The organism is Flavobacterium sp., from assembly GCF_044368995.1.
In the GTDB taxonomy this organism is placed as follows: Bacteria; Bacteroidota; Bacteroidia; order Flavobacteriales; family Flavobacteriaceae; genus Flavobacterium.
In genome coordinates this window covers 1-19,573 of sequence record NZ_JBIPMS010000023.1, presented here as the reverse complement: position 1 = coordinate 19,573, position 19,573 = coordinate 1, and the positions used below count along the sequence as shown (strand labels likewise).

17 protein-coding genes and 1 pseudogene are annotated in these 19,573 nt (G+C 32.5%); 13 read left to right on the top strand and 5 right to left on the bottom strand.

Features of this window, described 5'->3' with window-relative positions; translation table 11 throughout:
* Positions 1 to 704: S41 family peptidase (locus ACIQ2I_RS03285; RefSeq protein ID WP_396181001.1), on the top strand; the 704-nt coding region annotated here is incomplete at its 5' end.
* 3 nt (positions 705 to 707) lie between these two features.
* Here the strand turns inward: ACIQ2I_RS03285 and ACIQ2I_RS03280 are convergent.
* Both ACIQ2I_RS03280 and ACIQ2I_RS03275 read right to left on the bottom strand, forming a co-directional pair.
* Positions 708 to 902 carry a hypothetical protein gene (locus tag ACIQ2I_RS03280; protein WP_396181000.1) on the bottom strand — a complete coding sequence of 65 codons (195 nt, stop codon included), beginning with the start codon at positions 900 to 902 and terminating at the stop codon, positions 708 to 710.
* Between the two features lie 17 nt (positions 903 to 919).
* Positions 920 to 1,492, bottom strand: a complete 573-nt coding sequence (locus ACIQ2I_RS03275) for a MarC family protein (protein ID WP_396180999.1) — start codon at positions 1,490 to 1,492, stop codon at positions 920 to 922.
* A 102-nt stretch (positions 1,493 to 1,594) separates the two neighbouring features.
* Here ACIQ2I_RS03275 and ACIQ2I_RS03270 point away from each other — a divergent pair, with 102 nt between their 5' ends.
* The 6 genes from ACIQ2I_RS03270 (at position 1,595) to ACIQ2I_RS03245 (ending at position 11,115) form a co-directional block, all read left to right on the top strand.
* Positions 1,595 to 2,161, top strand: coding sequence for a DUF3109 family protein (locus ACIQ2I_RS03270; protein ID WP_396180998.1), 567 nt, complete (start codon positions 1,595 to 1,597; stop codon positions 2,159 to 2,161).
* Between the two features lie 265 nt (positions 2,162 to 2,426).
* Positions 2,427 to 3,404 carry a ribonucleotide-diphosphate reductase subunit beta gene (locus tag ACIQ2I_RS03265; RefSeq protein WP_396180997.1) on the top strand — a complete coding sequence of 326 codons (978 nt, stop codon included), beginning with the start codon at positions 2,427 to 2,429 and terminating at the stop codon, positions 3,402 to 3,404.
* Between the two features lie 167 nt (positions 3,405 to 3,571).
* Positions 3,572 to 6,001, top strand: coding sequence for a ribonucleoside-diphosphate reductase subunit alpha (locus ACIQ2I_RS03260; protein WP_396180996.1), 2,430 nt, complete (start codon positions 3,572 to 3,574; stop codon positions 5,999 to 6,001).
* A gap of 81 nt (positions 6,002 to 6,082) precedes the next feature.
* Positions 6,083 to 6,304: a hypothetical protein gene (locus ACIQ2I_RS03255; protein WP_396180995.1), complete on the top strand. Its 222-nt coding sequence runs from the start codon at positions 6,083 to 6,085 to the stop codon at positions 6,302 to 6,304.
* A gap of 77 nt (positions 6,305 to 6,381) precedes the next feature.
* Entirely contained in the window at positions 6,382 to 7,725 is a 1,344-nt protein-coding gene (locus ACIQ2I_RS03250) for a deoxyguanosinetriphosphate triphosphohydrolase (protein ID WP_396181002.1), read from the top strand.
* Between the two features lie 87 nt (positions 7,726 to 7,812).
* Positions 7,813 to 11,115, top strand: coding sequence for a PA domain-containing protein (locus tag ACIQ2I_RS03245; protein ID WP_396180994.1), 3,303 nt, complete (start codon positions 7,813 to 7,815; stop codon positions 11,113 to 11,115).
* Between the two features lie 56 nt (positions 11,116 to 11,171).
* On the opposite strand, the gene rsmG is transcribed toward ACIQ2I_RS03245, so the two are convergent.
* Positions 11,172 to 11,801: a 16S rRNA (guanine(527)-N(7))-methyltransferase RsmG gene (gene rsmG / locus ACIQ2I_RS03240; RefSeq protein ID WP_396180993.1), complete on the bottom strand. Its 630-nt coding sequence runs from the start codon at positions 11,799 to 11,801 to the stop codon at positions 11,172 to 11,174.
* A gap of 108 nt (positions 11,802 to 11,909) precedes the next feature.
* Here rsmG and ACIQ2I_RS03235 point away from each other — a divergent pair, with 108 nt between their 5' ends.
* The 5 genes from ACIQ2I_RS03235 (at position 11,910) to ACIQ2I_RS03215 (ending at position 16,593) form a co-directional block, all read left to right on the top strand.
* The gene (locus ACIQ2I_RS03235) at positions 11,910 to 13,007 is read left to right on the top strand and encodes a fatty acid desaturase family protein (RefSeq protein WP_396180992.1); all 1,098 of its coding nucleotides are present in this window, start codon (positions 11,910 to 11,912) and stop codon (positions 13,005 to 13,007) included.
* Positions 13,008 to 13,065: 58 nt separating this feature from the next.
* Positions 13,066 to 14,253, top strand: coding sequence for a pyridoxal phosphate-dependent aminotransferase (locus ACIQ2I_RS03230; protein ID WP_396180991.1), 1,188 nt, complete (start codon positions 13,066 to 13,068; stop codon positions 14,251 to 14,253).
* Between the two features lie 111 nt (positions 14,254 to 14,364).
* Positions 14,365 to 15,534 carry a formate-dependent phosphoribosylglycinamide formyltransferase gene (gene purT / locus ACIQ2I_RS03225; RefSeq protein ID WP_396180990.1) on the top strand — a complete coding sequence of 390 codons (1,170 nt, stop codon included), beginning with the start codon at positions 14,365 to 14,367 and terminating at the stop codon, positions 15,532 to 15,534.
* A gap of 4 nt (positions 15,535 to 15,538) precedes the next feature.
* Complete coding sequence (locus ACIQ2I_RS03220; protein ID WP_396180989.1) at positions 15,539 to 15,868, top strand: DUF6370 family protein; 330 nt, start codon at positions 15,539 to 15,541, stop codon at positions 15,866 to 15,868.
* Positions 15,869 to 15,876: 8 nt separating this feature from the next.
* Entirely contained in the window at positions 15,877 to 16,593 is a 717-nt protein-coding gene (locus ACIQ2I_RS03215; protein ID WP_396180988.1) for a pirin family protein, read from the top strand.
* A 68-nt stretch (positions 16,594 to 16,661) separates the two neighbouring features.
* On the opposite strand, the gene ACIQ2I_RS03210 is transcribed toward ACIQ2I_RS03215, so the two are convergent.
* Positions 16,662 to 18,290 carry a hypothetical protein gene (locus ACIQ2I_RS03210; RefSeq protein ID WP_396180987.1) on the bottom strand — a complete coding sequence of 543 codons (1,629 nt, stop codon included), beginning with the start codon at positions 18,288 to 18,290 and terminating at the stop codon, positions 16,662 to 16,664.
* A 113-nt stretch (positions 18,291 to 18,403) separates the two neighbouring features.
* Between ACIQ2I_RS03210 and fabD the strand changes: the two genes are divergently transcribed.
* On the top strand, positions 18,404 to 19,276 hold the full coding sequence (fabD, locus tag ACIQ2I_RS03205) for an ACP S-malonyltransferase (protein WP_396180986.1): 873 nt from the start codon (positions 18,404 to 18,406) through the stop codon (positions 19,274 to 19,276).
* Between the two features lie 49 nt (positions 19,277 to 19,325).
* Here fabD and ACIQ2I_RS03200 read toward each other — a convergent pair.
* Positions 19,326 to 19,573, bottom strand: a pseudogene (locus ACIQ2I_RS03200) (UDP-glucose 4-epimerase GalE); the annotation flags it as partial.

Genomic DNA, 19,573 nt, shown 5'->3' with positions numbered 1-19,573 from the left:
TTGATGAAAATAGTGCTTCGGCTAGTGAGATTTTTGCTGGAGCCATTCAGGATAACGACAGAGGAACTATAATTGGACGTCGCTCTTTCGGAAAAGGATTGGTGCAACGCGAAATGAAAATGAATGACGGTTCTGCAGTGCGTTTAACCATTGCAAGATATTATACGCCATCTGGAAGAAGTATTCAAAAACCTTATGAAGACAAAGGCGAAAAATATTTTAACGAATTTGAAAAACGGTTTTTAAATGGCGAATTGTACGAAGCAGATAGCATCAAAGTTGCGGATAGTTTAAAATTTAAAACCAAAAAAGGCAGAATTGTTTACGGCGGAGGCGGCATTATTCCCGATGTATTTGTGCCAATTGAAAAAAACCACAGTAAAGAAGGTTTGTCCTTGTTGCTGCAATCAGATATTATGAGTTATTATGCTTTTGAAAAATTAGATAAAAATCGATCTTTTTTCAGTAAAATGAATGCAATACAATTGAAAAATGAATTGTTTAAAAATGACAAATATTTCATTCAATTTAAAGAATACTTAACTTCTAATGGATTGCTTTTTAATATATCCAATCATAAAGAACAAGTGCTAACATATTTATATGCTGAATTTTCTAAACAATTATTTAACGATACTTCCTATTATCAAATTTTGCTTCCTAGAGACAAAATGATTATTAAAGTGTTAGAAAAGCAAAAGTAGATTCTATTTTGTTTGTTCCACTACTTTTCTGGCCACCATAAAAAGCGTTACAACTAAAATAGCGCAAAACGAGGCAATAATCCCAATTAATGCAATTGTATTTTCCCCTTCAAATGGTTTTTCGAAATCAATTTTTGTTGCATTAAAAATAATTGTGATTATTGATAATACGATAATAACGTAACTAAATATTTTCATTTTTCAATTTTTTAAACTTATACAAACAATCCTTTTACGTTTGCGGCAAATAACTTTATAGAAATGGCCAATAAAATTACGCCAAAAACTTTTCTAATAATTCCTAAACCATTTACACCTAATATTTTTTCAATTTTCCCAGACGATTTTAGTACGGCATATACCAAAATAACATTAATTAAAATGGCAATGATAATATTAATTTTATCATAAACGGCTCGTAAAGACAGTAAAGTTGTCATTGTTCCAGCACCAGCAATTAAAGGAAAAGCGATTGGTATAATGGAAGCGGTTGATGGATTGTCTTCTTTATATAATCGTACACCCAAAATCATTTCTAATGCTAAGAAAAATAAAACAAATGATCCTGCAACAGCAAAAGAATTGGCGTCAATACCAATTAATTTTAAAATTTCTTCTCCTACAAATAAAAATGCAATCATAATAATTGCAGAAACTATTGAAGCTTTTTCCGATTGTATATGCCCAATTTTACTACGTAAATCTACAATAATTGGAATACTACCTAAAATATCAATTACAGCAAATAATATCATCGATATGGTAAAAACTTCTTTCCAGTCAATCATAAATGTTTTCTACAAAGATACGGATAAACTTCAATTGGCGCGTTGGTTAATTTAAAATTGAGTTTTATAATCACTACCTTTGTGCTTTAAACAAAAAAAAGTATGTTTCAACTTCAAAAAACCATAGTTTCTGAAGAAATTTTGGAAAAAGATTTCGTTTGTAATTTATCTGCTTGTAAAGGAGCTTGTTGTGTGGATGGAGATGCTGGTGCGCCATTATCTATTGAAGAAACTCAAATATTAGCAGATATTTATCCGAAAGTAAAACCCTTTTTACGAAAAGAAGGCATTGCAGCCATTGCAGCTCAAGGAACGCATGTAATTGGTTCAGATGGCGAATTAGAAACTACATTAATTGACGGAAAGGATTGTGCTTATGTAATTTTTGACAAAAAAATAGCACTTTGCGGTATTGAACAAGCTTACAATCAAGGTGAAATAAGTTGGAAAAAACCAGTTTCGTGCCATTTATATCCTGTCCGAGTAAAAGAATATTCCGATTTTTCCGCCGTAAATTATCATAAATGGCACATTTGTTCAGATGCCTGTACTTTAGGTGCAGAATTACAAGTTCCAGTATATAAATTTGTAAAAGAAGCTTTGGTTAGAAAATTTGGAATAGAATGGTATGAAGAATTAGAAAAAGTAGCCAAAGATTTAAAAAAATAGGATTAAAAAAACAACTTAAAAATCGTGTTAGGTATTGTGTTTTCAGCTAATTAACCCGATTTTTTTATTTTGTTTAACGTAATTTAATACGTTGAAAATCAAGTACTTATAAAAATATTTATAAATTTAAAATTAACTAGAATTGTTAAAAACTTAGTCAAATTGTGAATAAGTTTGACTTTTATTATTCAATTGATTTATTGAAATTTGTAGAGTTAAAAATATAGAGAATCAATCTCGCTTAAAATATAAAAATCAATTACTTATGTCAATCGTTGAGCCAATTTTACAAGAAAACAAAAACAGATTTGTAATTTTTCCTATCAAACACCATGATATTTGGGAATGGTACAAAAAAATGGAGGCCAGTTTTTGGACAGCCGAAGAAATTGATTTGTCTCAAGATTTAAATGACTGGAACAATAAGTTATCTCAAGACGAAAAATACTTCATCAAACATATTTTAGCATTTTTTGCTGCATCAGACGGAATTGTAAATGAAAATTTAGCAGAAAATTTTGTAAATGAAGTACAATATGCGGAAGCTAAATTTTTCTATGGTTTTCAAATCATGATGGAGAACATTCATTCTGAAACGTATTCGCTTTTAATTGATACTTATGTAAAAGATGAAGCTGAGAAAAACGACCTATTTAATGCTCTAGATGTCTTTCCTGCTATTAAGAAAAAAGCAGATTGGGCATTAAAGTGGATTGATTCTGATTCTTTTGCTGAACGATTAATTGCTTTTGCAGCTGTAGAAGGCATTTTCTTCTCGGGAGCATTTTGTTCTATCTATTGGTTGAAAAAACGCGGATTAATGCCAGGTTTAACCTTTTCTAATGAATTAATTTCACGTGACGAAGGCGTACATTGTGATTTTGCCGTGCATTTACACAACCACCATTTAGTAAATAAAGTGTCAAAAGATCGTATCAGAACCATTATTGTAGATGCTTTAAATATCGAAAGAGAATTTATTACTGAATCTTTACCTGTTTCATTAATTGGAATGAATGCAGGATTAATGACACAATACTTAGAATTTGTAGCAGACAGATTATTAGTAGAATTAGGATGCGATAGAGAATACAATACTTCAAATCCATTTGATTTTATGGATATGATTTCGTTGCAAGGAAAAACCAATTTCTTTGAGAAAAAAGTGGCCGAATACCAAAAAGCAGGTGTAATGAATACCGATACCGAAGCACAGAAAATTACTTTTGACGCTGCTTTTTAAAAGAAAAACTTACAAAACAGAATTTGCCCAAAATCCTGCTATTTAATTTTCCATAATGCAAATGTTTCCTTTTTTAAAAAAAGGGGAGTCCTACTTGCTGACAAAAAATAAGTAATACAAATAAACCGATTCAGTAAAGGGATTTGCTGTTTCAAAAAACAAAAACTATGTACGTAATTAAAAGAGATGGCCACAAAGAGCCAGTAAGTTTTGACAAAATAACAGACAGGATTAAAAAACTGTGTTATGGTTTAAACGATTTAGTAGATGCTGTAAAAGTAGCTATGCGAGTTATTGAAGGATTATACGACGGGGTAACTACTTCTGAATTAGATAACTTAGCCGCTGAAACGGCCGCTTCAATGACTATTGCTCACCCTGATTACGCACAATTGGCAGCCCGTATCGCCATTTCTAATTTACATAAAAACACCAATAAATCCTTCTCGGAAACGATGAGTGAAATGTATCATTATGTAAACCCAAGAACCAATCAATCTGCACCTCTTTTATCTGAAGAAGTGCATAATGTAATTCAAGAAAATGCAGAATATTTAAATTCTCATATCATATATAACAGAGATTTTAACTACGATTATTTCGGATTTAAAACTTTGGAACGATCGTATTTATTAAGAATTAACGGACAAATTGTTGAACGTCCGCAACACATGTTAATGCGTGTTTCTGTAGGAATTCACTTAAACGATTTGCCAGCCGTGTTGGAAACGTACGACTTAATGTCGAAAAAATTCTTCACACATGCTACACCAACATTATTTAATGCGGGTACGCCAAAACCTCAAATGTCATCTTGTTTTCTTTTAGCAATGCAAGACGATAGTATCGATGGCATATATGACACATTAAAACAAACCGCAAAAATTTCTCAATCTGCCGGTGGAATTGGATTATCAATTCATAACGTACGTGCCACAGGTTCATATATTCGTGGAACTAACGGAACCTCTAACGGAATTGTTCCAATGTTACGAGTGTTTAATGATACGGCTCGTTACGTAGATCAAGGTGGCGGAAAACGTAAAGGAAGTTTTGCTATTTATATTGAAACATGGCATGCTGATATTTTCGATTTTTTAGACTTGAAAAAGAATACCGGTAAAGAAGAAATGCGTGCGCGTGATTTATTTTTCGCAATGTGGACCTCAGATTTATTCATGAAACGTGTTCAAGAAGACGGATATTGGACCTTAATGTGTCCAAATGAATGCCCAGGATTATATGATGTTCATGGAGAAGAATTTGAGGCACTTTATACGTCGTATGAAGCGGCAGGAAAAGGAAGAAAAACCATCAAAGCACATGAGTTATGGGAGAAAATTCTAGAATCGCAAATTGAAACGGGAACACCATACATGTTGTATAAAGATGCAGCCAACAGAAAATCAAATCAGAAAAATTTAGGTACCATTCGTTCTTCGAATTTATGTACTGAAATTATGGAATTTACTTCAAAAGATGAAATTGCTGTTTGTAATTTAGCATCACTTTCACTTCCTATGTTTGTTGAAAATGGAGCATTTAATCACGAATTATTTTACACCGTAACCAAACGTGTTACTCGAAACTTAAATAAAGTAATTGATAGAAATTATTATCCAGTAATTGAAGGAGAAAATTCTAACAAGCGTCACCGACCAATCGGATTAGGCGTACAAGGTTTAGCAGACGCTTTCATTATGTTGCGATTACCTTTTACAAGTGATGAAGCAAAAACATTGAACCAAGAAATCTTCGAAACCATGTATTTTGCAGCTGTAACTGCTTCTATGGAAATGGCAAAAGAAGAAGGACCGTATTCTAGTTTTCAAGGTTCTCCAATTTCTCAAGGAGAATTTCAACATAACCTTTGGGGAATTCAAGATTCAGATTTATCTGGTCGTTGGGATTGGGCTAGTTTAAGAAAAGAAGTGATGGAATTTGGGGTACGTAATTCCTTATTAGTAGCGCCAATGCCGACTGCTTCTACTTCTCAAATTTTAGGAAATAACGAAGCATTTGAACCCTATACTTCAAACATTTATACACGTAGAGTATTGTCTGGAGAGTTTATTGTGGTCAACAAACATTTATTGGAAGATTTAGTAAAATTAGGGTTGTGGACAGAAGATTTAAAACAAGAATTAATGCGCGAAAACGGATCAGTTCAAAATTTAAATATTCCTGAAGATTTGAAAGAATTATACAAAACGGTTTGGGAAATGTCTATGAAAGATATTATTGATATGTCGCGTCACCGCGGCTATTTCGTGGACCAATCGCAGTCGTTAAATTTATTTATGCAAAATGCAAATTATGCCAAACTAACGTCTATGCACTTTTACGCTTGGCAATCTGGTTTAAAAACTGGAATGTATTATTTACGAACAAAAGCTGCTGTTGATGCGATTAAATTCACGTTAAATAACGACAAAAAAGCAGAACCCATACAAAATATTCAAGCCAAAGAACAATTAGAAGTGGTGGAAGCAGCTGTAGAGCCAGTAAATGAAACCATGTCTGCGGAAGAATACCAAGCCATGATTGAATTGGCTAAAAATGCGGGTCCAGAAGATTGCGAAATGTGTGGTTCATAAGTAGAAAACATAAATTATATTATATAAAACAGTCATTATTTTTAATGGCTGTTTTTTTATACCTTTGAAAAAAATAAAATCATGGCAAAAGAAAAAGGAGTTTATACAGGATTGATTGAGCAAGACGCAGACGGAAATTTTTTCTGCGGTCCGTATATGTTAGACTATAAATTAGTGGTTTCAAAGTTTAAAATTGGCGATGAGGTAAATCTTAAAACGGTTATTGAAAACCCTAGCGATAAAAGTTACGATAAGTATCCAAAAAAATCGAGTTTGTTTTTCTTATCTAATTTAAAAGCGTAAAATTAAAATCCTTCATCACGAAGGATTTTTTTATTTCTAAATTCCTATCTTCGTATTTCTAAAAACCTATTATAATGATGAAGTGGGAACAACTTTTGTCTTTAAAACGACAAGGCGATACTAGTAAAAGATTACGAAAAGAACAAGACGACACCCGTTTGGGTTTTGAAGTCGATTACGATAGAATTATTTTCTCTTCAGAATTTCGTTTGCTTCAAGATAAAACGCAAGTAATTCCGCTTTCTAAAACAGATTTTGTGCATACGCGTTTGACACATAGTTTGGAAGTTTCGGTAGTTGGTCGTTCGATAGGAAGATTGGTTGGTAAAAAAGTGTTGGAAAAATACCCGCATTTACAAGAAATTCATGGTTATCAATTAAATGATTTTGGTGCGATTGTGGCAGCAGCTTGTTTGTCGCACGATATTGGAAATCCTCCATTTGGTCATTCAGGAGAAAAAGCAATTGGAGAATATTTTTCATCAGGAAGCGGTTTAAAATACAAATCAGATTTATCTGAAAAAGAATGGCAAGATATAGTTGATTTTGAAGGAAATGCAAATGGTTTTTCTATTTTAACATCAACCAGAGATGGCGTTGAAGGCGCTTTACGTTTATCCTATGCTACTTTAGGAACATTTATGAAATATCCGAAAGAAAGTTTGCCAAAAAAGCCAACTTCAAATATTTGCGATAAAAAATACGGATTTTTTCAACAAGACAAAAAATTCTTTCAAGAAGTAGCTTCCGAGTTGGGTATGATTTCAAACAAATCAAATTCAGATGTTGGTTATTTTCGTCATCCATTAGCTTTTTTAGTGGAAGCGGCAGATGATATTTGCTATACGATAATAGACTTTGAAGATGGCATAAAACTCGGATTAATTAATGAAGATTTCGCATTAGAATATTTAATTAAATTGGTACAAAAATCAATTGATTCCAAAAAATATAATGAATTAAAAACTAAAGAAGACCGAATTAGTTACTTACGCGCGTTGGCTATTGGAAGTTTAATAAATGATGCGGTTTCTGTATTTATGGAAAATGAAACAGCTATATTGAAAGGTGAATTTTCAGTTTCTTTGATAGATAAAAGTCAATATAAAGCTCAAATTTCGGATATTATTAATATTAGCGTAAAAAACATATATCAATCAAAAGAAGTAATTGAAAAAGAAATTATTGGTTATAAAGTTATCCATACGCTTTTAGATGTTTTTATTCAAGCTTACATTCAAACTTCTAATAATTCTGGTACAAATTTCGATAATTTAATAATGAATATTTTGCCAGAAAAATACAAAGGAAATAAACAAACCATGTATGATAAATTATTAAATATTTGTCAATTTGTTTCGTTATTAACAGATGGAAAAGCAATCGAAATTTATAAAATTATCAATGCAACTAAAATTTAATTGAACAAAATAAAAAAGAATATTAAATTTTTTGTGTTTTGTCAATTTTGCATTAATTTTGATTTTATGTTTTATCACAGAATGTTTATGAAAAAATGCTTACTTCTAGTTATTGGAATTTCTTTATTTAATTTTATCAGTTGTACTGAATCCAAAATACTTAAACCAAAAGTAAAAAAAGTAGTATCTATAAAAAATACTTCATTTAAAAAATCAAAAGGCTATTCATTTTTACCGAAAACTAAGACAAATTCAGTTGAGAATTTACAACTAGTTTCAGTAAAGCCAATTTCTAAATTTGATGAAATAAGGGCTTTACATGCTTGTTATTTATCTGAAAGTCCATATAAAGAAACCCTTAAAAAATCAAAAATTGAAAGACAAGCTTTAGGGCTTCCGCCAAATAAATATTACGAAAGTGACTGGGAAGCAACAATGGATCCAACAATTGGGCGACCTACTCCTGAGAAACTCGAACTATTAAGACATAAACTTGAAAAACAACGTAATGATGATTTAACAGCTTATAGAACTCCAGGAGATGGAACTGATAATAACTGGGTTGAACGAGGTCCAACAAATGTTGGCGGTAGAACAAGAGCCGTAATTTTTGATCCAAATGATCCAACAAATGAAACCGTTTTTGCGGGAGGTGTAAGTGGAGGAATTTGGAAAAATACAAATATTTCTACTGAAAATTCTGAATGGACTCGTGTAAATATTCCAGATAATTTAAATGTTACTTGTATTGCGGTTGATCCAAACAATCCAAGTATTTTTTATGCTGGAACAGGGGAATCTTATGTTGGAGGAGATGTTAATGGAAATGGATTGTGGAAGTCTACTAATGGAGGTAATAATTGGGTGAAAGTTTTCGGAGGTGTAAATGGTTCAACTTATTTTCAATCTTCATCGAACGTTATTGTAAATTCACCTATTTCAACTACTTACGCTTCTATTGAAACTACATCTTTTGGAATTCCTGTATCAACAACAATTACTTCAGATATAGTTTTAGTAGATGATGGGGCGTTGCTTCCAAATGAAGGCTGTGGTTTATTTATTAATGCTACATCAGTTAATGGAAAAATTGCTTTAATAAAAAGAGGAACATGTTCATTTATCCAAAAATGCACAAATGCAGTTAATGCTGGAGCTATAGCCGTAATTATGATAAATAATGTTTCTGGATTTCCTGCGGCAATGGGAGGTGTAGATACTTTTGGAAGTGTCACCATACCCTCAGTGGCAATTTCTCAAAATCAAGGAGATGCATTAGTTACAATGTTAGATTCTGGACCAGTAAATGTTACATTAAATCCAATGAATTCTTCTATAATTACAGGAAACTTTGTTCCAGGCGTGCAACATATTAATGATATTGTTGTGAGAAATAATTCAGGTATATCGGAAGTTTTTGTAGCTGCCGCTTCAACAATTTCAGCTGGTGCATCATTGGGTGGATTCGACTATGGATTATATAAATCTGTAAATAATGGGACCAGTTGGACTGAAATTAACCTGCCTTTAACTACAGATGGGCATAAAACGGCGCCAAATGATATAGAAATTACTGCTGGAGGAAAAATTTGGCTTTCTTCAACTAATAATTCTTTATTTGGTGATGGAGGCGGTAGGATTTTTTCTTCTACAGATGGTGTAGTCTTTCAAGAAAAATATGCAATTGCTTCTGGTGATAGAACTCAAATTGCTGTTTCAAAAACCAATCCAGAAAAAGTATATGTTTTAGCTGAAATTCCAAATTCTGTGGCTATAGTTAAAACGCTAAATAGTTTTAATTCAGTTATAAATTTAACGTTGCCTATAGATGCTGATTCGGGAATACCAGTAACAGATTTTACTAGAGGACAAGCTTTTTATGATTTATTAATTGCCGCTGATCCTATAAATGACGAAGTGCTATATCTTGGTGGTATTGATTTGTTTAAATCAACAAATGGAGGAGCTTCATATATGCAACTTTCTCATTGGTATGGTGGTTTTGGTTATCAGTATGTACATGCGGATCAGCATGGTTTAGCATTTGGCAATGGATTATCAGGTAATTCTAAATTAGTATTTGGTAATGATGGGGGTGTTTATTATTCTGCAAATGCCGGATTAACAACAACTTCTAGAAACAATGGCTTCAATGTTACACAATTTTATAGTTTAGGTGTTGCACCTGTTGGTGCAACAGGTGGAAATTTAATAAATGATTATTTTGCAGCAGGAGCACAAGATAATGGTACACAATATTTTTCTTCAGTTTCGTCCGGACTCAATTCTAGTATTCCAGCCCAAGGTGGAGATGGAGCATTTACAATGTTCGATCAAGGAGCTGATAAATATTATATTACAAATTATGTATATAATCGTAGCATTAATAGAAGAACTACTGCCAATGCAGTCAAAGTAATAAATAGTGAGTCTACAACTAATGGCGCATTCATTTCTCCCATGACTTTAGACTCAAATTTAAATATTTTGTATGCTGATTATACAAATGGTACTACTTATCAAATAAGAAGATATACTAATGTTGGTTTAACTGGGACAGTTGGAAAAACAATATTAACAAATACACTGCTAACAAATTCACCTTCTGCTTTCGCCGTCTCTAAATATACAACAGGCTCAACTACATTACTTGTTGGGACTAGAAACGGAAAAGTTTTAAGACTCACTAATGCCAATGCTACTCCAACTTGGACAGATCTATCATCATCTGCATTTGTAGGAACAATATCAGATATTGAATACGGCACATCAAATGATGAAATTTTTGTAACTATGAGTAACTATAATGTTACAAGTATTTGGCATACCACAAATGGTACTTCTGCAACACCAAATTGGGTGAATAAAGAAGGCAATTTTCCTGACATTCCGGTTAGATGTATTCTTCAAAATCCATTATTACCAAATACTGAAGTAATAGTAGGTTCTGATTTAGGTGTGTGGTTTACAAATAATTTTAATGCAGCATCACCAACTTGGTATCAATCTTATAACGGAATGCGTAATGTAAAAGTTACAGATTTAGACTTAAGAAATGATAATGTAGTTTTTGCAGCTACTTATGGTAGAGGAATTTTTTCTGGAACTTTTACAAGTAATGTTCTTAATAGCGAATCGTTAACAAGCAATAAAAACGTATCTATATATCCAAATCCTGTTAAGGATAATTTAAATATTAACATTAATGATTTTTCTGGTGCGGTTTCTGTAAAAATTATTGACATCAACAGAAGAGAAGTATTTAATATGGATATTAATAACTTTATCACTTCTAATTCGTTAGATCTTTCTGCATTTTCTTCAGGAATTTATATTTTAAAACTTCAAGGTGAAAATTTAAATCATACAGAAAAAATTATTTTAGAATAATAAAAATTTATGTGCTTACATAAAAAACGCCTGTCTATAGACAGGCGTTTTTGTTATCATGATTTATACTTTAAAGGCAAATACACTACTTTTTTAGTTTCAAAAAAATCTTCTTCAAAAAAATCTGATAAATCAAATAATTGCACTGTTTTGTATGCAGCCAATTCTTCTGTTAAATCTCCGCCTTTTAAATACAAAATTCCATTTTTTAATTTGTGAATAGCATTTTTCTTCGTTTTGTCTTTTGTCCATTTTACAAAATCCGGCATATTGGTTACCGCTCGGCTTACAATAAAATCGAATTCTTCTTTTACTAATTCAGCCCTTTTTTGTTCTGCTTTTACGTTTTTTAAACCTAAGCCTTTTGCTACTTCTTGTACCACTTTTATTTTTTTAGCAATGATGTCTATTAAATAAAATTGCGTTTCAGGAAATAAAATAGCCAACGGAATCCCTGGAAAACCTCCGCCAGTTCCTACATCTAAAATATTAGCGCCAGGCTGAAATTGAATTACTTTTGCAATTCCTAATGAATGCAAAATGTGTCTAGAATATAGTTCGTCTATGTCTTTTCTAGAAATTACATTAATTTTCGAATTCCAATCAATATACAAATCGTATAATTTTGTGAATTGTTCAATCTGTAAAGGAGTTAAATCGGGGAAATATTTTAATATCAGTTCCAAATTATTATAAATTTATTGCAAAAATACAATTTTTATACGATATGATATTTATCATAATAAATTTTCGAGAAATAGTAGTACATTTGTAAATTAACACATAATATTTAGATGAAAATGCAAACACCAACTTTTTCAAGAACAGATAAAAATCAATTTTTTAGAACACTAAATAAAAGAGTTAACGACTATTTTAATGAACACAACATTAATAAAACTGGGAACTGGAAGCTACATATTAAAACTGGCATTATGTTCAGTTTGTTTTTCATCCCGTTTTTTGTCATATTTTTCATTGACATTCCTGTTCTAACCTATCTTTTTGCTTCTGTAATCATAGGTATAGGTATGGCCGGTGTGGGCATGAATGTAATGCACGATGGAAACCACGGGTCATATTCATCCAAAAATTGGTTAAATAAAATAATGGGTGGAAGTATCTATATTTTAGCTGGAAATGTTTACAATTGGCAAGTGCAACACAATGTGTTACACCACACTTATACCAATATTCCTGGTCATGACGAAGATTTAGATGCGGGAAGAGTAATCCGTTTTACTAAAGAAGCTACATGGTATAAATTTCATGCTTTTCAACATTATTATTCTATATTTTTATATGGATTGCTTACTATAAATTGGTGTTTAACTACTGATTTTAAACAAATGGGCGGGTATTTAAAAAGAAAATTATCTTATGGGAACACACCTAATCCTAAAACACTTTGGACAGGTTTAGTAATCTCCAAAATAATATATTTCAGTTTTTGGATTGTTTTACCTTTAGTTTTTGGAGCTGCCAGCTGGTGGGTAATTTTAATTGGTTTTTTCATAATGCATTATACGGCTGGAATGATTTTAAGTATCGTTTTTCAATTGGCACATATAACAGAAGATACTATAAACCCACATCCAAATGAACAAGGCGAAATAGAAAATACTTGGGCCATACATCAATTGTTAACTACGGTTAATTTTGCCCCTAAAAACTGGATTGTAAATTGGTACACTGGCGGACTTAATCATCAAATTGAACACCATATATTTCCAAATATTAGCCACATTCATTATGGCAAAATTGCAGAATTCGTAAAACAAACTGCAGCCGAATGTGATTTACCGTATTTCGAATACCAAACAATGAGAAGTGCTGTAATAGCTCATTTCAGACATTTAAAAGAGCTTGGCAAACGACCTCAATTAGCATAATAACATAGAGACGCGATTTATCGCGTTTCTTCATTTATATCACATTTAATAAAACAACATGAATAACATTTTATCTGAAAGAATCAATAATCTTGCCGTGTCTCAAACTTTAGCAATGGCAGCATTGGCAAGAGAATTAAAACAACAAGGAAAAGACATTATTAGTTTAAGTCTAGGCGAACCAGATTTCAATACGCCAGATTTTATCAAACTAGCGGCTAAACAAGCCATCGATGATAATTATTCAACCTATTCGCCTGTAGATGGTTATTTAGATTTAAAACAAGCTATTTGTACAAAATTTAAAAGAGATAATAATTTAAACTATACACCAAATCAAATTGTAATTTCAACAGGTGCCAAACAATCTTTATATAATATTGCACAAGTAATGCTTAATGAAGGTGATGAAGTAATTCTACCAGCCCCATTTTGGGTTTCTTACTTCGAAATTATCAAACTTTCAGGAGGAATTCCAGTGGAAGTTCCAACTTCTGTAGAAACAAATTTTAAAATTACACCAGAACAATTAGAAGCTGCTATCACACCAAAAACTAAAATGATGTGGTTCAGTTCTCCTTGTAATCCTTCAGGTTCGGTTTACAATAAAGAAGAACTAACTGCTTTAGTTGCCGTTTTAAAAAAACATCCAAATATATATGTAGTTTCAGATGAAATTTACGAACATATTAATTATACTAACGCTTATTGTTCTATTGGTTCAATTGAAGGCATGGAAAACAATACCATTACTGTAAATGGGGTGGCCAAAGCATTTGCTATGACAGGATGGAGAATTGGTTATATCGGAGCTCCAGAATTTATAGCAAAAGCCTGTACAAAAATACAAGGACAAGTTACAAGTGGTGCTAATTCAATTGCACAACGAGCAACTATTGCGGCATTACAAGCAAATCCTTCTCAAATAAAATATATGGTTGATGCTTTTCATAAACGCCGCGATTTAGTTTTCGGATTAATGAAAGAAATTCCAGGGTTTAAATTAACTAACCCAGACGGTGCATTTTATTTGTTTCCAGATGTCTCAGCTTATTTTGGAAAAACGTTAAGAGGTACTGAAATTAAAGATGCAACTGATTTCGCTATGTATTTATTAGCAGAAGCCAATGTAGCAAGCGTAACTGGTGATGCTTTCGGAAGTCCAAATTGTTTACGACTTTCCTACGCAACTAGCGAAGAACAACTAATTGAAGCTATAAAAAGAATCAAAGAAGCTTTAGTATAATTTTTGGGCGTTTCCTTTCAGGTCGGGCATTCCGTTACAATCTTTTATGAAAAATAAAAGGATTTTCACTGCATTCCCTAACGCACATCTGTTTTCTAAACACATTAAAAAATGAATAAAAAAATACTACTATTAGGTTCTGGTGAATTAGGAAAAGAGTTTGTAATTGCTGCTCAACGAATCGGCCAAACAGTAATTGCCGTAGATAGCTATGAAAACGCACCAGCAATGCAAGTCGCTCACGATTTCGAAGTAATTAATATGCTTGATGGCGCCGAATTAGACAGAATTGTAGCCAAGCACCAACCCGATTTTATTGTTCCTGAAATTGAAGCCATTCGTACAGAACGTTTTTACGATTATGAAAAACAAGGAATTACCGTTGTGCCATCCGCAAAAGCTGCAAATTTCACCATGAACAGAAAAGCCATTCGGGATTTAGCAGCAAAAGAATTAGGTTTAAAAACGGCCAATTATCGTTATGCTACTTCTTTCGAAGAATTACAAAAATCAGTTACCGAAGTAGGAATGCCTTGTGTAGTAAAACCATTAATGAGTTCATCCGGAAAAGGACAATCTACAATAAAATCAAATGAAGATATTGAAAAAGCTTGGAAATATGCAGTAGAAGGTTCAAGAGGAGATATTGTAGAAGTAATTGTAGAAGCTTTCGTCAATTTTCATTCGGAAATTACGCTTTTAACGGTTGCTCAAAATAATAATTTACCCACTTTGTTTTGCGCACCAATTGGTCACCGCCAAGAACGAGGCGATTATCAGGAAAGTTGGCAACCCGCTCGAGTTTCAGATGCAGACATTTTAGAAGCGCAAGATATGGCCAAAAAGGTTACAGAAGCTTTAGGTGGCGCAGGACTTTTTGGTGTAGAATTTTTCTTGACTAACGAAGGCGTATATTTTTCAGAATTATCTCCAAGACCTCACGACACTGGAATGGTAACTTTAGCCAACACACAAAATTTTAATGAATTTGAATTGCATTTGCGAGCTATTTTAAGTTTACCAATTTATGAAATCACACAAGAAAGAGCAGGAGCAAGTGCCGTAATTTTAGCTTCAGAAAATTCTAATCATCCCACTTTTTCTGGAATTGAAAACGTAGCGTTTCAACCTAAAACAGATTTCAGACTTTTTGGAAAACCAACGTCTCGACCTTACAGAAGAATGGGCGTGGTCTTAAATTATGATAAATTAGATACACCAGTGGAAGAAATTGTTGAAAGAGCAAAAAAAATAGCTACTTTAGTAACAGTAAATGTTTAAGAAAATGAAAAAAATACTTTTATTTTTGCTGATATGTAACAGCTCAATTATTTTTTCACAAGAAAAAAAAGAAACTTCAAAAATTCAAATTGTAGAAGTATCTTGTGGCCAATGTCAATTTGGAATGAAAGGTTACGGCTGTGATTTAGCCGTTCGTATTGAAGGTAAAACTTATTTTGTGAAAGGAACTTCAATTGATTCTCATGGCGATGCCCACGCCAAAGATGGTTTTTGTGCCAGTATTAGAAAAGCAGAAGTTGTTGGAGAACTAAAAAATAATATATTTTTTGTAGCGTACTTTAAATTAATGCCCATACAACAACCTAAATTATAGAAAATTTTATGGCAACTACAGTTTTACATAAAGCAAATACAAGAGGTCATGCCAATCACGGTTGGTTAAATGCGTATCATAGTTTCAGTTTTGCAAGCTGGTACAATCCAGAAAGAGTTCAATTTGGAGTGTTACGAGTTTTAAATGACGACACAGTTGCGGCTGGAATGGGTTTTGGCACGCATCCACATGATAATATGGAGATTATTACCATTCCTTTAGAAGGCGATTTGGCGCACAAAGACAGTATGGGAAATGAATCTATTATCAAAACTGGCGATGTGCAAGTTATGAGTGCAGGAACTGGAATTCAACACAGTGAGTTCAATCCAAATGCTGATTTACAAACAAAATTGTTTCAAATTTGGTTGTTTCCAAAAACCAGAAATGTAACACCTCGATACCAACAAATTACTTTAGATGTTGCCAAACAAAAAAATAATTTCGCTCAAATTTTATCGCCAAATGCAGATGATGCAGGAGTTTGGATTCATCAAGACGCTTGGTTTCACTTAGCGGACTTCGATAAGGATTTTTCTAAAACGTACGCACTTAAAAAAGAAGGAAATGGCATGTATGTGTTTGTGATTTCTGGGACGATTACAGTGAATGGCCAAGTATTAGCAACTCGTGATGGTTTTGGAATTTTGAATTTTCAAAACTTGGAATTTAAAGCTATAACGGATGCAAAATTTTTAGTAATGGAAATTCCAATGGAACAATAAAAATAAAACACATAGGCACACAGAAAATTAAAAAAGGGAAATTTCAATTTAGAAACTTCCCTTTTTTTTTATTTTTTCAAACTTAAATTCTCAAATTGGGAAACATCAATAATTTCTTCAGTATCTAAATCAAATGAAATTTTTACCCTATCTCCAACAGCAGTTAATGGCAATTGATTTGAGATTTGAGAAGAACCAACAAAAATATTTGGATAATCTTTTACTGTAAAATAATAAAAACTATTTCCGTTTTTAACATCATTTTGAATTCTTACAATAGTTGATTCTACAACTTTTTTTGCTGATTTGCTATCTACATTTATTTTATTTCCAGACGAATTAAATGCAGTTTTATAAGCGGTTAATGCTTCTCGCATCGTATTTCCTGTTCCTACAATTGTGTAATCTGAAATGGAAACCATGGCGTACATTTTTACTAATCCTCCATTGTCTTTTAATGTCATTACATAAGTAGGAATGTTGTTAATGTTATACGGAATAGGCAACGACGCTACAAATCCTTTTTCTTGTACTTTTCCTTGTGCCGAACTTTGAGCGGCAATTTCGGTAGCGCCACTTTGTTTATAAAACGTAGTTTGTTTGGTTCGGGTGTCAACTAAAACAAATCCTACTGCAGATTCGTCTTTTCCGACCGAAGTAATTCCAGTGTACCAATATGATTTATTATCTTTTCCATACACTAAAGTTAAATCTTCTGTAATTTGAAGTTTGTTTTCATTAGAAAAATTCCAGTATCCTTTAACGTATTCGCCCCAATCGTTTAATTGGTCTTTAATAAAGGATATCGGTTGAATTCTATCAACCCAAGCGGGAGTGTTTTTAATATCATATTCTTTAATATCTCCGTTTTGAGCATTTACAACAACAATGCCTGTGGCATCATTTCCGGAAAAACCTACTTGTTTTTTGTATTTAGTAACTACCCAATATGGCACTCCTGCATCATCAATTTCAAAAGAAAAATCAGTTAAACCAACTGTATTGTAACCATTAAAATACAAATAACGGTGTAAATTACTTTGAAAATAAGCTTCTTGTTGGTACTTTAGAAATATTGGTTTTCCATTTACTTCTTGTACTAATTTTACATCTCTTTCATTCGTAGCCGAAACCATTACGTACCCTGTAGTTCCTTTTTTGTTGTTAAGCCATTTAAAAAATCCAGAGTGTTCTAATGGGGCAATCCAATATAATTTTCCATTTACTTTTTGAATGAAAAATTCACCTAATTGTGCCTGACTTCCCAAAGCAGGTTGCGAACCTAATATTTTTTCACCTAATAAATAAGCTAAAGATTCATCTACAACTCTAATTTCATTCATCGAAATTGGAGCAATATGATTGGTCAATTTATCGCCATTTGTTACTTTTCCTATTAAGTTTCTATACTCTTCACTTCTAAAAACAGGGTGCGATGTAAAAAAAGGCAATACAAATGCATATAAAATTGCAATTCCGATCAGTAAACCTGGAATTTTCCAAAAAACCTGAACAGGTTTGTAGCTTTTTCCGTCTGAACTAATTGTAAATTTAGAAAAAGTAAAAAATAATAACGCTGCGATTATTATGAATAAAACGGTTATTCCTGAAAAACCATAACTTATTACGGGCAGAGAAACATAAAAAAACAAAAGTGTTACTAGAAGCACTATTACTATTGGAAGAATTTTTTTCATTTCATTTTAATTTAGATGTTGTAAATATTAGACATTAATTTGATAAGATTGTTACAAAATAAGTATTTTTGTTTTCAGTTTTAGAAAAACGAATCACTTTTAATCAAAATATTATGAAAGCATACATTTTTCCTGGTCAAGGCGCGCAATTTACCGGTATGGGTAAAGATTTATATGAATCATCAGCGATAGCAAAAGAATTATTTGAAAAAGCAAATGATATTTTAGGATTCCGAATTACAGACATTATGTTTGAAGGTACCGCTGAAGAATTAAAAGAGACAAAAGTAACACAACCAGCTGTTTTTTTACATTCAGTAATTTTAGCCAAAACTTTAGAAAATTTTAAGCCAGAAATGGTGGCTGGACATTCTTTAGGAGAATTTTCTGCTTTAGTAGCAAACGGTGCTTTATCTTTTGAAGATGCTTTATTGCTGGTTTCCAAAAGAGCTTTAGCAATGCAAAAAGCCTGCGAAATTAAACCATCAACTATGGCAGCAGTTTTAAATTTAGAAGATAAAATTGTTGAAGACATTTGCGCTTCAATTGATGGTGTGGTAGTGGCTGCAAATTACAATTGCCCGGGACAATTGGTAATTTCTGGAGAATACAAAGCCGTGGAATTGGCTTGCGAAAAAATGAAAGAAGCAGGAGCTAAGCGCGCCTTAATTTTACCTGTTGGTGGAGCGTTTCACTCACCAATGATGGAGCCCGCTAGAGAGGAATTAGCTGCAGCTATTGAAGCTACCCATTTTTCAACGCCAATTTGTCCAGTGTATCAAAATGTAACAGCGAGCGCGGTTTCTGATGCTAATGAAATTAAGAAAAATTTAATTATTCAATTAACAGCACCCGTAAAATGGACCCAATCTGTAAATCAAATGATCGCTGATGGCGCTTCAAGTTTTACGGAAGTTGGACCAGGAAAAGTTTTGGTTGGCTTGGTGAATAAAATAAATAATGAGGTAGAAACTATTTCGGCATAAAACATACAAAAAAGCTCCGATAATATTCGGAGTTTTTTTTTATTAAAAATTAACTTCTTATTTTCTGTTCCCATTTCCAAGCACTCGCTAAAGCTTCTTCTAAAGACGATTGCGCTTTCCAACCTAAAATGGTATTTGCTTTGTCTGTGTTAGCATAAGCTTCTGTAATATCGCCTTCTCGTCTGCCTAAAATTTTGTAATTTAGTTTTTGTCTTGATACTTTTTCAAAAGATTGAATAACTTCTAAAACCGAACTACCCGTTCCAGTTCCTAAATTAAAAGTTTCTACGGCCGTAC